The sequence below is a fragment of the Aquimarina sp. U1-2 genome, from assembly GCF_017897595.1.
Taxonomy (GTDB): domain Bacteria; phylum Bacteroidota; class Bacteroidia; order Flavobacteriales; family Flavobacteriaceae; genus Aquimarina.
The window spans coordinates 95882-114347 of the sequence record NZ_JAGKIK010000010.1 but is presented as its reverse complement, the minus strand read 5'-3'; the positions used below and the strand labels follow the sequence as shown (position 1 = coordinate 114347).

The 18466-nt window shown below is 34.2% G+C and carries 15 protein-coding genes and 1 tRNA gene; 9 read left to right on the top strand and 7 right to left on the bottom strand.

The window, feature by feature from the left end:
* Nucleotides 1-160: 160 nt before the first annotated feature.
* Both J8281_RS13575 and J8281_RS13570 read left to right on the top strand, forming a co-directional pair.
* Nucleotides 161-2110, top strand: coding sequence for a histidine kinase (locus tag J8281_RS13575; protein WP_210198180.1), 1950 nt, complete (start codon nucleotides 161-163; stop codon nucleotides 2108-2110).
* Nucleotides 2094-2846 carry a LytTR family DNA-binding domain-containing protein gene (locus J8281_RS13570; protein WP_210198179.1) on the top strand — a complete coding sequence of 251 codons (753 nt, stop codon included), beginning with the start codon at nucleotides 2094-2096 and terminating at the stop codon, nucleotides 2844-2846. Before J8281_RS13575 ends, J8281_RS13570 begins: the two co-directional genes overlap by 17 nt.
* Before the next feature lie 514 nt (nucleotides 2847-3360).
* Here J8281_RS13570 and J8281_RS13565 read toward each other — a convergent pair.
* The 4 genes from J8281_RS13565 to J8281_RS13550 form a co-directional block, all read right to left on the bottom strand.
* Nucleotides 3361-3999 (bottom strand): hypothetical protein, encoded by a 639-nt coding sequence (locus J8281_RS13565; RefSeq protein ID WP_210198178.1) that lies wholly within the window; start codon nucleotides 3997-3999, stop codon nucleotides 3361-3363.
* Nucleotides 4000-4564: 565 nt separating this feature from the next.
* A complete protein-coding gene (locus J8281_RS13560; RefSeq protein ID WP_210198177.1) occupies nucleotides 4565-5584 on the bottom strand; it encodes an ETX/MTX2 family pore-forming toxin in 1020 nt (339 codons plus the stop codon).
* A gap of 241 nt (nucleotides 5585-5825) precedes the next feature.
* The gene (locus J8281_RS13555) at nucleotides 5826-6590 is read right to left on the bottom strand and encodes an AraC family transcriptional regulator (RefSeq protein ID WP_210198176.1); all 765 of its coding nucleotides are present in this window, start codon (nucleotides 6588-6590) and stop codon (nucleotides 5826-5828) included.
* A 213-nt stretch (nucleotides 6591-6803) separates the two neighbouring features.
* Nucleotides 6804-6885, bottom strand: a tRNA-Leu gene (locus tag J8281_RS13550).
* A gap of 154 nt (nucleotides 6886-7039) precedes the next feature.
* Here J8281_RS13550 and J8281_RS13545 point away from each other — a divergent pair.
* From J8281_RS13545 to J8281_RS13525, 5 genes are all read left to right on the top strand, one after another.
* Nucleotides 7040-7981 (top strand): ribose-phosphate pyrophosphokinase, encoded by a 942-nt coding sequence (locus tag J8281_RS13545; RefSeq protein WP_210198175.1) that lies wholly within the window; start codon nucleotides 7040-7042, stop codon nucleotides 7979-7981.
* A gap of 24 nt (nucleotides 7982-8005) precedes the next feature.
* Entirely contained in the window at nucleotides 8006-8647 is a 642-nt protein-coding gene (locus J8281_RS13540) for a 50S ribosomal protein L25/general stress protein Ctc (RefSeq protein WP_210198174.1), read from the top strand.
* Between the two features lie 237 nt (nucleotides 8648-8884).
* Nucleotides 8885-9511, top strand: a complete 627-nt coding sequence (pth, locus tag J8281_RS13535; protein ID WP_210198173.1) for an aminoacyl-tRNA hydrolase — start codon at nucleotides 8885-8887, stop codon at nucleotides 9509-9511.
* Between the two features lie 51 nt (nucleotides 9512-9562).
* Nucleotides 9563-10495, top strand: a complete 933-nt coding sequence (locus tag J8281_RS13530; RefSeq protein ID WP_210198172.1) for a bifunctional riboflavin kinase/FAD synthetase — start codon at nucleotides 9563-9565, stop codon at nucleotides 10493-10495.
* Entirely contained in the window at nucleotides 10492-11811 is a 1320-nt protein-coding gene (locus J8281_RS13525; RefSeq protein ID WP_210198171.1) for an HTTM domain-containing protein, read from the top strand. The genes J8281_RS13530 and J8281_RS13525 overlap by 4 nt, the downstream gene beginning before the upstream one ends.
* 262 nt (nucleotides 11812-12073) lie before the next feature.
* Here the strand turns inward: J8281_RS13525 and J8281_RS13520 are convergent, their stop codons facing one another.
* Complete coding sequence (locus J8281_RS13520) at nucleotides 12074-12253, bottom strand: hypothetical protein (protein ID WP_210198170.1); 180 nt, start codon at nucleotides 12251-12253, stop codon at nucleotides 12074-12076.
* Nucleotides 12254-12775: 522 nt separating this feature from the next.
* Between J8281_RS13520 and serS the strand changes: the two genes are divergently transcribed.
* Entirely contained in the window at nucleotides 12776-14047 is a 1272-nt protein-coding gene (gene serS, locus J8281_RS13515) for a serine--tRNA ligase (protein ID WP_210198169.1), read from the top strand.
* 53 nt (nucleotides 14048-14100) lie between these two features.
* On the opposite strand, the gene J8281_RS13510 is transcribed toward serS, so the two are convergent.
* Both J8281_RS13510 and J8281_RS13505 read right to left on the bottom strand, forming a co-directional pair.
* Nucleotides 14101-14766, bottom strand: coding sequence for a hypothetical protein (locus tag J8281_RS13510; protein WP_210198168.1), 666 nt, complete (start codon nucleotides 14764-14766; stop codon nucleotides 14101-14103).
* Nucleotides 14767-14854: 88 nt separating this feature from the next.
* A complete protein-coding gene (locus J8281_RS13505) occupies nucleotides 14855-15778 on the bottom strand; it encodes a hypothetical protein (protein WP_210198167.1) in 924 nt (307 codons plus the stop codon).
* A 483-nt stretch (nucleotides 15779-16261) separates the two neighbouring features.
* On the opposite strand from J8281_RS13505, the gene J8281_RS13500 reads away from it, so the two are divergent.
* The gene (locus J8281_RS13500; protein ID WP_210198166.1) at nucleotides 16262-18049 is read left to right on the top strand and encodes a tetratricopeptide repeat protein; all 1788 of its coding nucleotides are present in this window, start codon (nucleotides 16262-16264) and stop codon (nucleotides 18047-18049) included.
* Nucleotides 18050-18466: the final 417 nt, after the last annotated feature.

Sequence of the window (18466 nt, the reverse complement as noted above, 5' to 3'; positions counted from 1 at the left end):
ATAAAATAACCTGTTATGACATGAAAACTACAATAATAAAGTAATCGATCTTAGAACTATTCTGTAAAGGATTCAGTTTTAACCCGGATTATGTAGTAATGCAAGTATAAAATTAGACCAACATGGGCAAATTAGATAAGCCTAGTAATTTACAACTGCTATGAAAAATGAGATACTCTTTTTATGGATAACATGTTTACTATTTCCTGCCCTGTTATTAGCTCAGAAACCACCAAAACCGATTTTTCAAAGTGATACTACAGCTATTGTAGATGATCAGCCCTATACCTATTATAAAAAAATGGGGGATAGCTTATCAAATGTCGGTAAATACAGTGCAGCTGCTTATTATATAGAAAAAGGATGGTGTAAAGTTCTGAAAGAGAACAACTATCAAAAAATCATAAATTGGGGATTAGAATTATATCTTCCTGCAGTAATAAAAACCGGTAAGGGCTCTGACTGTGAAATCGTAAAAATTTTCAATTTTTTACGAAGACATTGTAATGCTAATAACGATTTGCGATGCTTAAGAAGGTACTATAACGCCTATGCCAAATTTTTAGAAAATTCAGATCCTGTTGAATCTTTACTGACGTATAACAAGGCAATTACCTTAGGCACAAAAGAGTTAGACTCTGTTATCATGTGGAGGTTGCATAATAATAAAGGCAACTTGCTGTTGGAGAACAATGACCTGATTTTAGCATTACCAGAATTTGAGAAGGCATTGAGCTATATTTCTTCAAAGAACGATAATGTTGATATCATAGATGCTTTTATTTCCATTTTGTACGCGATTCCGATATCTCAAAAAGAAAAAGTTAACCAGTACGTAAATCAAAGTATCTCAATCTGTAAGAGTGATCCACAACAAGAGGGTTGTTTAGTCTTATTTAACAATGTCGCTAATATTTACATCGAAAATGGTCAATTAAATGAAGCAAAAGAGATAATTACTCAATACTTTTTTCCAGATGGTATAGAGCACGTTGATTTTGAAACTATTGAATATCATGAACTACTGCATACCATAGCACTATTAGATTACAAAACAGGTAACTACAAAAACGCTAGAAAAAATTTGGAAATTGTAGCTAAGCATGCAATAACCTTAAATGATTCTATTGGGATACTTATGTATACACAAGACCTGGCCAAAACGTACCATAAATTGGGGCTTCACAAATATGCTTTTCAAAAATTAGAAGAGGTTACTAATATAATGAGTCAAAAAAAAGAGAAATTAAAACTTAGTGAAATTACCAATCGAATTGAAGTGAAACAAGCGCAAAACGAACAAAAGGATAGAATTAAAATCCTTAAGAATTCTAACACAACCCTTCAAAAAGTGACTATTGGCGGACTGGCACTAAGTATCATCGTTATTTCTATGTTTATCTATCGCGTAAGCCTACAAAAAATAAGAATGTTTCAATTAAGAGAACAAGCCACACTTGACCGAATGAAATCTTTGCAGTCGGCTATGAATCCACATTTTTTGTTCAATGCCTTCAGTACACTTCAAAATCTTATCCTCACCAAAAAAACCAAAGAGGCCGATGAGTATATGGTTAGGCTTACCTCGCTCATTCGAAATGTATTTTATTGCAGTGATAGAAAATATATTCCTTTTAACAAGGAGCTGGATATCATACAATCCTATGTAGCTCTAGAAAGAGGAAGATATAAAGATCTTTTCTCAATACAATATGATATTGATAAGGAGCTGGAAAAACAAAACCCACTCATTCCCTCAATGATCATACAACCGTATGTAGAAAATGCTATAAAACATGGATTCGTTTTGTCTTCCAGAGATAATCGATTATCCATATCATTTCGAAAAACAGCAAATATGGTCAGATGCAAGATAAGTGATAATGGTGTAGGAAGAAATAAAGCTAAAAAAGAACAAAAACATATCAATACTCATTTATCGATAGCAACCCAAAATACGCGGGAACGACTGGAAATTTTAAATCGTACCCTACGAGTTAAGGCGAATGTGGCAATTCGTGACCTATTAGATGAGAACAATCAGTCTATGGGTACCGAAGTTGTGATCACCTTACCTATTAAAAAAAGTGACTATGAAAAATCAAATTAATTGCATATTGCTGGATGATGATCCGAGGTGTCTACAAAATCTTCGAATCTTAATCGAATCCTATTGCCCGCAATTGCATATTGTGGCAGAAACAACAGATAGTGATACGTTTTTGGCTGCTGTAGCAACCTATCAACCCAACCTGGTATTTACCGATATTGAGATAGGTACCTACACCGCTTTTGATATCTTAAACGAGCTGGACTCGATCTCGTTTAAATTAATTTTTGTATCGGCATACGATGGCTATGCCCTTATGGGATATGAATTTGATGCCATAGACTATTTATTAAAACCGGTGGCAGCTACGCAGCTAAAAAAGGTGGTTGCAAAAATCATGGCTATGGATCAAATGTCTGCCGATGAGATACAGCACAATTACAATACGCTACAAAAACGTGTTTTTGAAGCACCAAAACTATCAATAGCCGATGCCAAAGGTATTCATATGGTTAAGATTACTGATATCATTTATTGCAACGGCAATGGCAATTACACCACCTTGATATTGGCGGGTGGCAATGAAATAGTAGCCTCAAAAAATTTAAAGTACTTTGAAAATAAACTGGAATCTTATAATTTTTTACGACTGCACAAATCCTATTTGATACAGTTATCCCATGTTGATTTTGTGAATAAGGAACAAGGCGGATCTGTATCGATGAGTAATGGTAGTATTCTCCCTATTTCCAGAAATTATAAAAAAGAACTATTGAACCGACTTAATGTGCTTTAAGATGATGGTACTTAAATCACTATACATTAAATGCCCAACTTTTTTCGATACGTAATTGGGCATTATTGGATTATTAATTTAGTCAAAGTACCTGTTCTTCATCTAAAATAAATATAAAGTGGTTCTCCTAAATAAAAACTACTTTGGTATTTACCTAGTTGGTAGCACATTTTTTTAGCAGTCACTTTTAATATAATAGTCAAACTACTGATTTGTGTCGTGATCAAAGTATATGCTGCGCTTGGTGAAGGATTATCGTAAAAATCTAGAATCATTTGATTTGTTTTTTGGATTGAATGCTAATTTATTTTCTTAATACGTTTAATTATAATTTAGCATGCATTAGTTCACTTTTTTAAAAACTCCATTTTACGTTTTCAAAATATATTTGAATTGTATTGAAGCTTTTAAAAGGTGTCGAAAGTTATATCTGTTCATACATTATATAACATTAAAAGATGCTTAAAACTTTTAAGCACCTTTTAACGAAAAGCTTCATTTTGCTTCTATTCTTTTAGCAGAAAATTACTTCACATCCCGTTGCACAGCTGAATGCTCCTGCGGCACAAGCAATTCTAGCTCCGGGGACTGGTAGCAGAAAACAAGCACCTCCTCCTGTTGCACAAACTAACTGACAACTTCTCATTGCCCACCATCCTCTGGAAAATTTCTTACATCCCTTTGCAATATTTTCGTCTAAAAACTTAAACCTTTTAGAGCTATTATTTCCATAAACGATTTGATCTTCTGGGATAAAACTTAATACATCATTTTGAAAATTAGGATATTTCTGATTGAATAATTCTTTTGCTATTCTATGTTCTTCAAATTCATTTAAGAAATTAGTATTACCAAACATTTCTTCTAGCATATCATAATTTTTACTTTGATAAATTTCTCTAAATTCATTGGGTGTCAAATTTTTAGCTTTTACAGCATTCTTTATGGTTTGTTCAACTTTTTCTGTGGCATTAATATAATTTAATGCTATTGGATCATTATTCAGAGAATTGAAAAATTCTTCCTCGGATATCTTGGTTTCTTCTGGATTAATTTCATCAACTTCATCTTTATTACAAGAAATAGTAGAATATCCAATAAAAAGTAACACAATCAATCCTAATGATCTCAAATTTAATTTCAAATTTTTCATAATTAAATGATTAATAAAGTTAGTCCCTACTCTATTTGAGGCTTTTCGGGAAACCACCTGATTTGTGTGTGATCACGATGTAAATGTAGAACATGATCTAAGATTTTTATTGGCTCAAAAAAGACACGGATTTGCTTATTTTGGACACTTAAAAACGATATATGCACGTATAGGTTTGTGGTAGGAGCATACCAAAATTATATTGTACTTGCTTGTCTATGATAGAGAAAATAAAGTTGTTAGTACGATATTTAGTTGATTTCTATAGCTGTGGTATGCGTTCTGCGATTATGAAAAAAGATCCAGGAATTCTATTCTTGGATCTTTATATGATTAACGTAACTTGAAGTAAGAAAATTAATGTCAATCATAGTAATTTTCGATAGAAGATGGTATCGAAGACCTGTCATGCTGACAGGCAGGCGTGTAAGAACTTTTAAAGAAAAAACCTAATTTATGTATTCATTAAGATTACCTGTATTAAAAAGATTAACCTTTATGCTGTAGTGAATGATATAGTAATAGTTTTGTAAAATAATTATCGGGATTTTAACGTACTCAGTCTTTACCATTGAATAGGTTCATCATCAAATTCTACTTTGGAGCGTACCCATCGTTCTACATAATATTCTTCATCTATATCAATGATCATTTTATTACTACCGTTTTTAAATTCATAAAAGAAATTTTTTGCCGGCACTGACCAAAAGTGATGACCATGATGTCTTTTTTTACCATAATCGGCACCTACTTGACCTCTAAACTCTATAGGTATATGCCATTCATATGTATATTTTTTGGATTTCTCTACCAGTTGAAAAAATGCGGTCTGCCCTGCAGGAACCCAAACTTGGTCTGTAGGATATCGCTGCACATTAGTGGTAGTTGTACTCTCTCCATGAGTTCTGTCAAAATTCACCGTAAATTCTGCACTTGCTTTATTTACAAGAGGAAATCCCATTTCTGCGCCTATTTTAAAATTAAATCCAGCAGAAATACTCCAATTGGTAGTTGTACTTCTTCTGGTTTCAAAAGAATTTGGCGGTAAATTCATCATTTTACCTTTATTAGTATTATTTTTAATCTTAAGCACACTAAAACCTGGTACGGGTGTTACTTTACCAAATTTTTTGTTTTTTATAACTTTTACTCGTTTTGCTCTTCTTCTATAATCAGTATGCCAATTAAAATCTTCGGTCATATTATGACCACTACCAAACTTAGTATCGTTGATACTTACATTTAAGGGTCTACGTGATCCTCTATTTAATATATGGGTAAACCTATTCTTCAAAAAATCCCTATTTATGAAATTTCTTCCAAGAAGTTTTAAGGATTCAAAATCCAAACTTTCCCAAGGTTGCTCTATTACAATTTCCCCAGAACCTCTATTCTTGGCTAATTGAAGATTGTTATTTCCAAATGTTACCTTTGGATGATCATGATACTCTTTGTTTTCACCAACTCCAATTACATCCTCCATTGCATTTTGAGACGGTGAGACAGGCTCCTCTTTTTCACAAGACCAAAGAAAAACCCCAAGTATCAGCAATAGATTGGAATACTTAAATTTCAAATTTTTCATAATAAATTAATAAAGTTAGTCCCTACTCTATTTGAGGCTTTTCGGGAAACGCCTTGTTTGTGTGATCACGAAACAAAGGTAGAAGCAGTCTCTTTGTTTCTATATGCTAAAAACAGACAGCTATTCGCTTATTTTAGACAACTGATTTTAAATGGTATCAACATACTCTCACCCATAAAAAATCCGGACTATGGTGTATACCATAATCCGGAGATGTAAAAAAACAAACTCAAATCTGCACTCACTTCAATTTAGATGCTTTATAAGTACTGGGCAGTTGACCATATTGTTGCTTAAAAGCTTTTGAAAAATAAGACAAGCTCATAAACCCAGTCTGTAATGCAACATCGGTTATCTGTATGTGCGGATCATCGGATAATAATCGAGCCGCATATTCTAGTCTTTTTTGTAAAATATATTGTACGGGGTTCACTTTTTTATCTTGATTGCCCTTTATCTTTCTACAAAGGGTTTTAGGAGACATTCCCAGCTCACTAGCTACCAATGCTACCGATAAATTGAGATTGGCTATATTTCTTTCAATAATTAGGTCTATTTGCTGGCATAACTCAGATTTCTTAGGTTGAGCAGCTCTGGCTATATGTGCAGATATGACCTTTTGAATTCTAAATGTGAGATCATCTGCCGTAAATGGCTTAAGCAGTATTTCATCGGCAAATTGACGAATTAAACTGTGTTTTGTTGCAAACTCAATTGGTGTTACTTGCATTAAGCTGGGTATGGCAATCTCTGGATCAAGGGTTTTTACAAAATCCACCATATCCTGAAAAGGTTGAAAATTTTGATAGGACGTAAGAATTAAATCCAGCATCGAATCCTTGAAATAATCCCCCCATACATACTTATTCCATATAGGAACAATTTCAAATGCAGTATGTAGAGATGTAAAAGATGTAAATAAGTCAATATCATTTGCCGACATTACGCCAACCTTAATTTTTTCGATAGTGTGGGGGTAAGTACCCCCTACAATAGAATCACTCATCACAAAAGGTTTTAGGTTTTAAAGTATATGAATCTAATGTAGCTTGGTTAGCTGAATTGAGAAAGTTACAATGTACCAAAGGAGGTTAAGAATGTATAAAATACATTATTGGTAAATGAAGCAAAAGCATCTACTCTAACCTTGCAACTTTTGCTTTTGCAAGGTCTGTAAACAACAAAACCCTGATAAACAAATATTTATCAGGGTTTACAGTACTCAAGGTGGGAATCGAACCCACACTCCCGAAAGAACTGGATTTTGAATCCAGCGCGTCTACCAATTCCGCCACTTGAGCTTTTGGTATAATTGGATGGCAAAATTAAAAAAATATTCGTTCAAGACCATTAAATAAGTAATAAAATACAAGTCATAGTTGAAATAAATTTTTAAATTTGCACCTTATTTTCAGAAAAACGGTTTTAACGTATTACTATACAACATTTTACCCTATGCCCACCCCGATTACAGAAGCAAAATTTTTTACATGCAATCAAAGTACTGAACTTGCAGAAAAAATAGTAACAGCGTATGGCGCCAAATTAGGGAATGTAATTACCTCTACCTATAGTGATGGCGAGTTTCAGCCTTCTTTTGAAGAATCGGTAAGAGGGTCGAGAGTCTTTATTATCGGCTCTACGCATCCAAGCTCTGATCATCTTATGGAGATGTTACTCATGCTGGATGCAGCAAAAAGAGCTTCGGCCAGGCATATAACCGCAGTAATGCCGTATTACGGTTGGGCGCGACAGGATAGAAAGGATAAACCCAGAGTGCCTATAGCTGCAAAATTAATTGCAAAAATGCTTGAGACTGCTGGCGCTACTAGAATTATCACTATGGATTTACATGCAGATCAAATTCAAGGGTTTTTTGAAAAGCCGGTAGATCATTTGTTTGCATCAACTATATTCTTACCGCATCTACAGTCTCTTCATCTTGATGACCTAACTATTGCTTCACCCGATATGGGGGGGTCAAAAAGAGCCTATGCGTATTCAAAAGCTTTAAAAAGTGATGTAGTGATATGTTATAAACAACGTGCCAAGGCCAATGTCATTTCCCATATGGAGCTTATTGGTGACGTGACTGGTAAAAATGTGGTATTGGTAGATGATATGGTAGATACAGCAGGTACACTCACCAAAGCGGCAGATCTAATGATCGAACGAGGAGCAAAAAGTGTACGCGCCATTTGTACGCACCCCATACTATCAGGAAATGCCTACGACAAGCTGGCCGATTCAAAATTAGAAGAACTAATCGTTACCGATTCTATTCCTCTAAAACAGAAAAGTGATAAGATTAGAGTAGTAAGCTGTGCCAATTTATTTGCAGATGTAATGCATCGTGTGCATCACAATGAGTCTATTAGCTCTAAATTTATAATGTAAATTAATAGTTAAATAAATTTTAAAATGAAATCATTAACAATCAACGCATCTCAAAGAGAAAGCGTGGGCAAGAAAGCAACAAAAGCCTTACGTAATGCTGGACAGGTACCTTGTGTGATCTATGGTGGAGACACTATCGTACACTTTGCAGCACCCGAAATTGCTTTCAAAAACTTAGTGTACACTCCAGACGTTCATACCGTAGTCATAGCGTTGGATAATGGCACCAAAATAAATGCAATTTTACAGGATATTCAGTTTCATCCTGTAACTGATAGAATTTTACATATCGATTTTGTTGAAATCTTCGATGATAAACCAATCACCATGGAAATTCCTTTTAGAACCGTAGGAAATTCACGCGGAGTCAGAAACGGTGGTGTATTACGTTTCAATTTAAGACGTATCAAGGTAAAAGGCCTTGCCGCTAATTTACCTGATGCAATTGAGGGAGATATCACAAAACTTAAAATCGGAAACAAATTATATGTAACCGATGTGGCTAGTGATGATTTTACGATTCTGCACCCTGATAACACCGTAATATGTATGGTGAAAACGTCTCGTACTGCTGTGGCAGATGACGAAGATGATGAAGAAGATGAGGCTACAGCAACTGAAGGAGGAGAAGCACCCGCTGCCGAGGCTCCTGCTGCAGAAGCATAATGTTGTAACTAACAAAGAATACCAAAGCACTTTGATATATTCAAGGTGCTTTTTTATTTTTATGGTATTGTAGGGCGTCTCCTTCGTTACACTACGGTCGGGCTATACGCTATATCTTTTTTGTATCTTTAAAAAAACTTGATGCGTAGTACATAGCCAGATATATAAAAACTATAACTACCGTTTCTAAACTCAAAAAAGGATGCCGCTGCTATCCCTTACGCAAAATAAAAACTTATGCTTTCCGTCTTAAAAAAATTATTCTACAAAGAAGAAAAGAAAATTCAGAAAGATCCTATGAAAAAATATCTAGTTGTTGGTTTAGGAAATATTGGTCCCAAATATCAAGATACAAGACATAATATTGGTTTTCAAATTTTAGACGCACTAGCCAAAGAAGAAAATCTTACATTCGAGACTCAAAAGTTAGGAGATCTTGCTACCTTAAAACATAAAGGTAGAATGCTGCTGCTGCTTAAACCCAATACCTATATGAATTTAAGTGGCAAAGCAGTACGGTATTGGCAAAACAAAGAAAAAATTTTGCCAGAAAACATACTAATCATTACCGATGATATCAACCTCCCTTTTGGCGCCCTGCGACTTAAGGCTAAAGGAAGCGCCGGCGGTCATAATGGTCTTAAGGATATAGAAACGCAATTAAGCACTTCAACATATGCAAGATTTAGATTTGGAGTGGGGGCAGAATTCAGTAAAGGAAGACAAGTCGATTATGTACTGGGAACGTGGAATCCAGATGAAGCATCTGCAATGCCCGAGCGATTACAAAAAGGAACAGCGCTTATCAAATCCTTTGCCACAGCCGGACTTGCTCATACCATGAATATCTTTAACGGAAAATAAGCAAATGTATCCCAACATTTCCGTAATTTTATCCTTCAAAACTTATATTTCTTGAAACTATATACGAGCGCCGATACCTATGATCATAAAGTCCCATCTGTGGTAACTATAGGTACTTTTGACGGCGTACATATCGGTCACAAAAAAATAATTGAACGCTTGTTAGAAAGTGCAAAAGATAATGGTTTAGCATCTGTGGTTCTTACGTTTTTTCCGCACCCCAGGATGGTGTTGCAACAAGATTCTGATATCAAACTCATCAACACAATAGATGAGCGAAAACAAATTCTTGAAAAAACCGGCCTAAACAGCTTGATAGTTCATCCTTTTACCAAAGAATTTTCTCGTTTAACTGCAGGTGAATATGTGCAGGAAATGTTGGTAGACTATCTTAATGTAAGGCATGTAATTATTGGTTATGATCATAGATTTGGCCGTAACCGAAACTCGAATATAACCGATTTAGCATCTTACGGGATCCAGAATAATTTTACTGTAGAAGAAATTTCTAAGCAAGATATCGATGATGTTGCTATAAGTTCGACCAAAATTCGAGAAGCCTTGCTTAATGGTACTATAGAAAAAGCAAACGCCTATTTAGGATATAATTTTATGCTCACCGGTCGCGTAGTACGAGGAAAAGAATTGGGACGAAAACTACAATACCCTACTGCAAATCTTCATATTGAAGAAAATTATAAACTTATTCCAAAAAATGGAGTATATATCGTTAAGTCTGATATCGATGGGGTAGTCTATTACGGCATGATGAACATAGGTACAAATCCAACCGTACACGGTACACATCAAACCATAGAAACCCACTTTTTTGATATTTCATTCAATCTTTATGATAGAAAAATTCAAATCGAACTTTTAAAACGCATTAGAGACGAAAAAAAGTTTGATTCTTTAGACCAATTACAAGAAGCTATGCAACAAGATGAAGAATTTTCTCGTGATTACATAAATGCTAAAGTATGATCAATCGTTGGCTGTTCACACAAATAGACAATAGTGCGTTAATTATATTCAGAGTATTTTTTGGTTTTTTAATCGCTGCCGAAGCTATCGGAGCTATTTTCACAGGATGGGTAAGAAAAACCTTAATAGAACCAGAGTTTACGTTCAACTTTATTGGGTTTGATTTTTTACAGCCGCTACCAGGTAATGGTATGTATTTCTATTTTGCGTTGATGGGTATTTTTGGCCTGCTCATCATGATAGGATATAGATATCGCTTCAGTATGACAGCCTATACGATCTTGTGGGCGGGTGTTTATTTTATGCAGAAATCATCATATAACAATCATTACTATTTACTGTTATTATTGTTGTTGATGATGATCATACTTCCGGCGGGGAATTATTTTTCTGTAGATGTGAAACAAAATCCATCTTTAAAAAAGATAGCAATGCCCAGATGGGTAGTGCTATTCATTATTTTGCAACTTTGGATTGTGTATACCTATGCTGCCATTGCCAAATTATATCCAGATTGGCTTGACTTTACAGTCGCCAAAAATCTAATGGCAGGTCGGGCATACTATCCTGTAGTCGGACCAATATTACAACATCATTGGGCTCACGTAAGTGTAGCGTACTTTGGAATTTTATTTGACCTCCTGGTGATCCCTTTATTATTGTGGAAACGAACACGTTTTACAATATTTTGTTTAGGTATATTTTTTCATCTTTTTAATTCTGTAGTGTTTCAAATTGGCATATTTCCGTACTTGTCACTGGCATTTAGCGTGTTTTTCTTTTCCAAAGAAAAAATACATCGCATATTCATGAAAAAGAAAGAATTTTATGCTGGAAACGAAATTATAGTTCCCTCTTATAAAAAATTTCTAATTCCTGTAGTCATTATTTGGTTTGCTATACAAATCACACTACCTATACGGCATTGGTTTATCCCTGGAGACGTATTATGGACCGAAGAAGGTCATCGGTTAAGTTGGCGTATGATGTTGCGAGGGCGCTCGGGTATCACTAGTTTTTATACTATTGATAAAAATGATCCCAAAAAAGAAAGAAAAATTGTCAACAAAAAAGCGTATTTAACCAGTAAACAAATACGATCGGTAAATACCAAGCCTGATTTTATGTGGCAATTTGCCCAACGCTTAAAAGAAAAATACGCCGCAGAAGGAAAAGAAATTGAAGTGTATGCAAAAAGCAGTGTTTCGGTCAATGGTAACAAACGAAAAGTGCTTATAGATCCCGAAGTCGATCTTGCCAATGTACCGTGGAATTATTTTACTACCAATCCATGGGTGTTAAAATATAGCGATTAACAACTTTGATATACACTACCAGGGTATTCGTATATCTCAAGGTAATATAATCTGTATCAACGTAGCAATACTCATTAGAATAATACCAGATCTACCATAAAATAACATAAATTTCCTTGTTCATTTTCTCTGCTACTTCATTGAAAAATAATTATGTAGCTATGGCTATGCAATAATTTTACGGCTTCGAAGGAGAGAAAAGCAACTTCGCATCTTTTATGCCATTTTATGGTAGATTTGGTATTAGATTTAATACAAGCTCCTAAACGCAAACTTTTTCTTTATACCACTTCCCGTTTACATAGGATCCTACGGTATAACAACATTTACCTCCGAATTCTTCGAGTATGCACGGCGTTCTGAATACTTCTCTACCACCAAAAACATGTTTTTGTTCTTCTTTACTTAATTTAACTCCTAAGTTTACCAATGATTTTTTCATGAGCAAAAAATTTAAAATGAATATTTATTTTCAGGCTAAATAACAGTCTATTTTCATGATTTTCGTACCATTAGAAGATATGGTACTCAATTTTAAACTTTTTTAACCATTGTTCAAGTGAGGAATTGTTCAGGTTTCAAAACCAATTTTTAAACCTGGATTATGTATTAGAATTTCGTAATGAGGATTGAAATGCCGATAAAACTAGTGTTTTCTCAATATCTTTTCGGAACACCGCTACGGTGAAATTGAAAAATACAGCGCAGCGTTTGTTTTTGAAAGTATTTCAAACCATAATACCTGCTGCCCACCTTTTTCTAAATAAAATAGCAGGCGGGGATTTTATAATGCGTAATCCGGGTTAAATTACGTTTCCAAAAAGCCAGCTTTTCTTTACATTTGCTCTTTCATTGCGATAGGGATAGCAGCGGCATCCTTTTTATGATCAACCCATGAAGTGATGAAAGATATGATCATAAAAAGATATAGCGAATAGCCCGGCCATCGCCCAAAAAACACATCATGTTAATAGTACCACAGATTATTGCCAATAAAGAAGCCTATAGTAAAGCTTTAGCCAAACGTAATTTTGATGCCGCACCAGTATTCGATAAAGTGATCGCATTAGATGAAAAGCGTCGTGCTACTCAAACAAAATTAGATACTGTACTAGCAGATTCAAATACGTTCTCCAAAGAAATCGGAATGCTGTTCAAAAACGGAGAACCGCAAAAAGCAAATGTATTAAAAGAGAAAACTGTACAGCTTAAAGAAACTGCTAAAGAACTTTCTACACAGCTTACTAGCGTACAACAACAATTGGAAACACTTTTGTACACAATCCCAAATATACCTCATGAGTCGGTACCCGATGGTCATAATGATGAAGATAATGAAGAGGTTTATAAAGAAGGAGATGTGCCTATTCTTGCAAAGGGTGCTTTACCCCATTGGGAGCTTGCCAACAAATACGATATTATCGATTTTGAATTGGGAGTAAAAATTACAGGTGCGGGGTTCCCGGTTTACAAAGGAAAAGGCGCCAGGCTACAACGAGCTTTGATTAGTTATTTTTTGGATAAAAACACAGCAGCCGGATACAAAGAATATCAAGTACCGCATCTGGTTAATGAGTCTTCGGGTTACGGTACGGGCCAATTGCCTGATAAAGAAGGTCAAATGTATTACGTAACCGGTGATGACTTATATCTTATCCCTACTGCCGAAGTGCCTGTAACGAACATGTTTAGAGGCGATCTATTGCAAGAAGCAGAGCTACCTATTTGCTGTACGGGATATACGCCGTGTTTTAGAAGGGAAGCTGGTTCTTACGGGGCTCATGTACGTGGGCTAAATCGTCTTCATCAATTTGATAAAGTAGAAATCGTGCGTATCGAAAAACCTGAAAACTCGTATCAAGCGTTGGAAGATATGGTGGCACATGTAAAAACCATCTTAAAAGAACTACAATTGCCCTATCGAATTTTGCGTCTTTGCGGGGGTGATATAGGGTTTACGGCTGCCCTAACTTATGATTTTGAAGTATTCTCTACAGCACAGGATCGTTGGCTAGAGATAAGTTCGGTTTCTAATTTTGAGTCGTTTCAGGCAAATCGTTTAAAACTACGTTACAAAGACAGCAATGGTAAAAACCAGCTGGTTCATACCCTTAACGGAAGCGCGCTGGCATTACCAAGAGTTCTTGCAGGCATCTTAGAAAACTATCAAACACCAAAGGGGATCAAAATCCCTGACGTGCTTGTACCCTACTGTGGATTTGAGTGGATTGATTGATTAAAACAGAACTTTTAGGTAAGCCAAAAGTGCAATGTTTTCTTATGGTATTGCTAGCCTACTTTATTTTTATTAATAATAAGTGTTTTCACTTTTTCGGTTGTAAGTTGTTTAATTTCTTCTTTTGATAACGTTAAACCAAGTATTTCATTAATACTCTTTTTCGTTAGCAACCTCCATTGAGCATTTTTATAACCTCTTATATTATTTAAATCTAGTTTTTGAGTGTTAACAATCAAAATTTTAGATGTATCTCCACTTTCTGAAATCCAACTTTCACCCAATTTTACAGACTCAGAAATTAATAATCCTTGTAATCCTCCACCATAGTAGTTCTTTTGATTATTAATGTTTTTTTGAGCAGATTTATCAAGAAAAATTGCTATGTATTTCCCATTCAAATCTGATTTCAGAAAAGTTTCAGGACTTAGATATTCTTTGCAATATCTTAAATTGAAGTATGTAAGAGAATCGTACTGAATAGCCCAGGGAAATCCAGCTTTTTTACTTCTTTTCCCTGTTTTCTTATCAAGTAACTTTTTAACTTTTATAAATGTATCGCTTTTATCTCTAAGTCTTACTGTTACTATTTCATCAGAGATTACCTTATTCGTGTAATCGCTAGTTGAAGCGAAGTATTTTACGTCAATATGTCCTTCTTGGGCTTTTGAAGAATATGAAATCAAGAAAAAGTATACGATAAATAATTTTTTAATCATTTCTTTTTTATGAATGTTTACTGGTAAATACAATAAAAGTTGTTGTCCAAAAGGGTTACTAGACTGTGTCCTGCAGCATTAGCTATTGTTAATTTTCTATGAGCTTCATGGTCTTGATCCTAGTTTTTATAAAAGAATTATTAGCGTTTTTTCGTAATATCTCTCCAACACTATTTTTATCTAATTTTATTTCGTAATACTTAGTAAAATTTTGATTTGGCTTAATTAGCTTTTTAATTCTATCATTAGAATTAGTGATTTCAATCAAACTTTCGGAGTCAGTAGATAACGTTGTCTCAAATTTTTCTTTTCTATTCAGGACAAATGATTTTCCATTTACCAGAAATTCAACAGGGGTTTTGCTTTGTTTTGCTGCATCTCTAAAAAAAACTATTTTTCCATCCGGTTTACTCTGTTTTTTGTTTATTTTTGTTAGATATACTTTAATATTAAAATTTTGTACGAGATGTATCATATTCTTGATGGATTGGTTAAAGTTAGGTTCGTTAAGTTTATCTTGTAAATAGGGTTCATTCTTAGAAATTACAACTAGTTTTTCAAACAACCCTTTTTTGGTAGATATAAGTCCATCCTCATGAATTTTAGTAGAAGTTGAGTCTTTTTCTATTAACCAAACTGCTTTAGAATGTTGTGTTTTCCCAGTACCAGCAGTAATTATTCCTTTGTATATTTCAATTTCTCCTTCTGTTACTTTAGACATAAAGATATATGCAAGTTTCCTTTTCTTACTGAGGGGAAGTTTTGATTTGTATTTTTTTAGATAGAAAAAAGTATCACTATCGTAATCATATTTACCAAGAATCTTTTCGTAGCCAATAGCTGATTTATTATTTTTTAATTTTAATTCTTGATAACCTGAAAATAATCCTTCGCTCACATCATTAGTTAAAATTTTTTCATTTTCTTTTGTAAGATAATAGGATTGTGAATGTAGAGAAGAAATAAGTAGTAAATAAAAGAATGTTAAATGAACAATATGTTTATTTTTCATAATAAATTTAGTAAGAATACATAGTTTACTAATAGCTAATGATCTTATATGAGCTTCATTAAAAGGAAGGTGCTCACTCACTTTCCCGCCGTAATTCAAAGTTAATAAAACGTAATGAATTTTTGATTAAGAAATTTAGTCGTTAATGCGCTTACAAGTCGTTGTAGCCGGTTTTTATTCTATGCATTTAATAATTTTGTCTGCTAAAATGTTTGATTTCTAATGTTCTTTAACAGAGGCGAAATAAGCTTAGTGCAGCAATCATGTTTAGCTCTTTTTTCGAAATCTAATATTGGCATACATTTGTTGCTTTTTTAATATCATCTTTTCAAATAACGCAAAATCAAATATACCCCCTACTTTCTAATTTTGTTTTTCATATTCTACTCACATACTCATCCACTCAAAAACTCACATACTCACATACTCATCCGCTCAAAAACTCACAAACTATTTACTATCTTTACACAAAAACCTGCAATAATGCGTCTTATCCTTTTTTACGTTACTTTGTTTATGACTTTTTTGGCTGCCGGGCAATCAGAGCAATTGGCAAAAAACTATATACAGCAGGGGCAATATGAAAAAGCGTTATCTATCTATCAAAAATTATATACCAGAAATCCGGGACGTATTAATTATTTGCTAGGTCTTGTGGCCTCACATCAACAACTAGAACAGTTTGATGAAGCTGCACAAATATTGACCAAAAAAATAGAACAGTCTCCCTACAATGCGCAACTTTTGGTAGAATTGGGTCATCACTATGATATTCAAGGCAAATCTGCTCAAGCCAGGACATATTATGATAAAGCATTAGAAACCTATAAAAATAATGATGCTAATCACGCGTATTCTTTAGCCCAAACTTTTGAAAAATACAACCTTCTGGATGAAGCTGCTTTGGTTTATGAAAAAGGAATGCTAGACAACCCCAGAGCCAATTTTAATGTGCAACTGGCCAAAATCTATGGCGAACAGGGTAAACTTGAAAAAATGTTTGATAGTTATTTGTCATTATTACAATTACAACCCAACTATAGTTCTATTGTTCAGAGAAATTTTAGCGATTATATACAAGAAGACCCGTTAAATAAGGCAAATACTATATTTAAAAAACTACTGATCAAAAGATTACAACAAAATCCAGATATTTTATATAACGAGATGCTAAGCTGGCTATTTGTTCAGCAAAAAGAGTTTAAAAAAGCATTTATTCATGAAAAGGCAATCTACAAACGTAATGATTCGGGACCGCACGGAATCATTGATTTAGCAAGAATTGCAATTTCTGAAAAAGACATCAAATCGGCTACAGAAATCCTGGATTATGTTCTAGAAACGCCTGTTTCAAATGATATGAAACTAACCGCTCATAAAATCATTTTGAAAGCCAAGGTCGATCAGGCGAATAAAAAAGAATACAAAAGTATCGTAGAACAATATCAAACTGTATTTGAAACTTACGGAAAATCTCGAGAAACCATTGGTCTACAGGTAGATTATGCTCACTTTCTTGCTTTTAATATGGATCGAAAACAAGAAGCTATTACCTTTTTAAAAGAACTATTAGATAGAGAACGTTTATCCCGGTTTCAATCTTCTAGAGTAAAAATGAAAATTGCCGATATCTTGGTGTTGGATCAAAAATTTAACCAAGCCTTGATTTATTATACTCAGGTTCAAAATGCTTTGAAAAACAATTTTCTAGCTCAAGATGCCCGATATAAAGTAGCAAAAACGAGCTACTACAAAGGTGATTTTGCCTGGGCCCAAACACAACTCGACGTACTCAAGTCTTCGAGCTCTCAACTTATTGCCAATGATGCTATGGAGCTTAGTCTAATCATAAGCGACAACTCTCAAGAAGATTCTACTCAAACTGCGCTTAAAATTTTTGCCAAAGCAGATTTGTTGGCATTTCAGAATAAAAATGAAGATGCTATAGCAGCCTATGACCAAATTTTGACACAACATAAAGGAGAAAAGATAGAAGATGAAGCCTTTTTGCGACAGGCTAAATTATATGAAAAATTAGAACAATACGAAAAAGCTAAGGTAAATTATCTTAAAATAATAGAATTTTACGGGGATGATATTCTAATAGACGATGCATATTACCATTTGGCAGCGCTCTACACGAATCAACTAGAGCAACCCGAAAAAGCTAAAGAACTTTATGAAAAAATCATTTTTAATCACGCCGACAGCATTTATTTTGTAGAAGCTCGAAAAAAGTATAGAACACTTCGTGGAGATGCTATTAATTAATTTACTTTAAACCCGGTTTATGCATTAGAATTTTGTTATGAGGGTTTAAAATGCCATAAAACCAAGTGTTTTCTAAGTTTCAGCATAGCACCGCTATGGTGAAACTTAAAAATACAACGTAGTGCTTGGTTTTGCAGCAGTTTAAAGCCGTAATAGATTTTCTAATGCATAAACCGGGTTAAAATTAGATAGTTGTTAAGAATCGAAGTTTTATGTTCTCCAAACATACATGCGTTTAGAATAAGAAAATTGACGTACGCCAGAATGATTATCTGTAGAAAGCTATATCAAAGACCTTGTATTTGCCAGCTTTATGATCTAGTTTAGTCAATAACCTATGTTAATGTATAGTACCTTTATACATCTTTGTACCTTTGCTTTTTGAACCTAAACCCGGTTTATGTATTAGACTACACT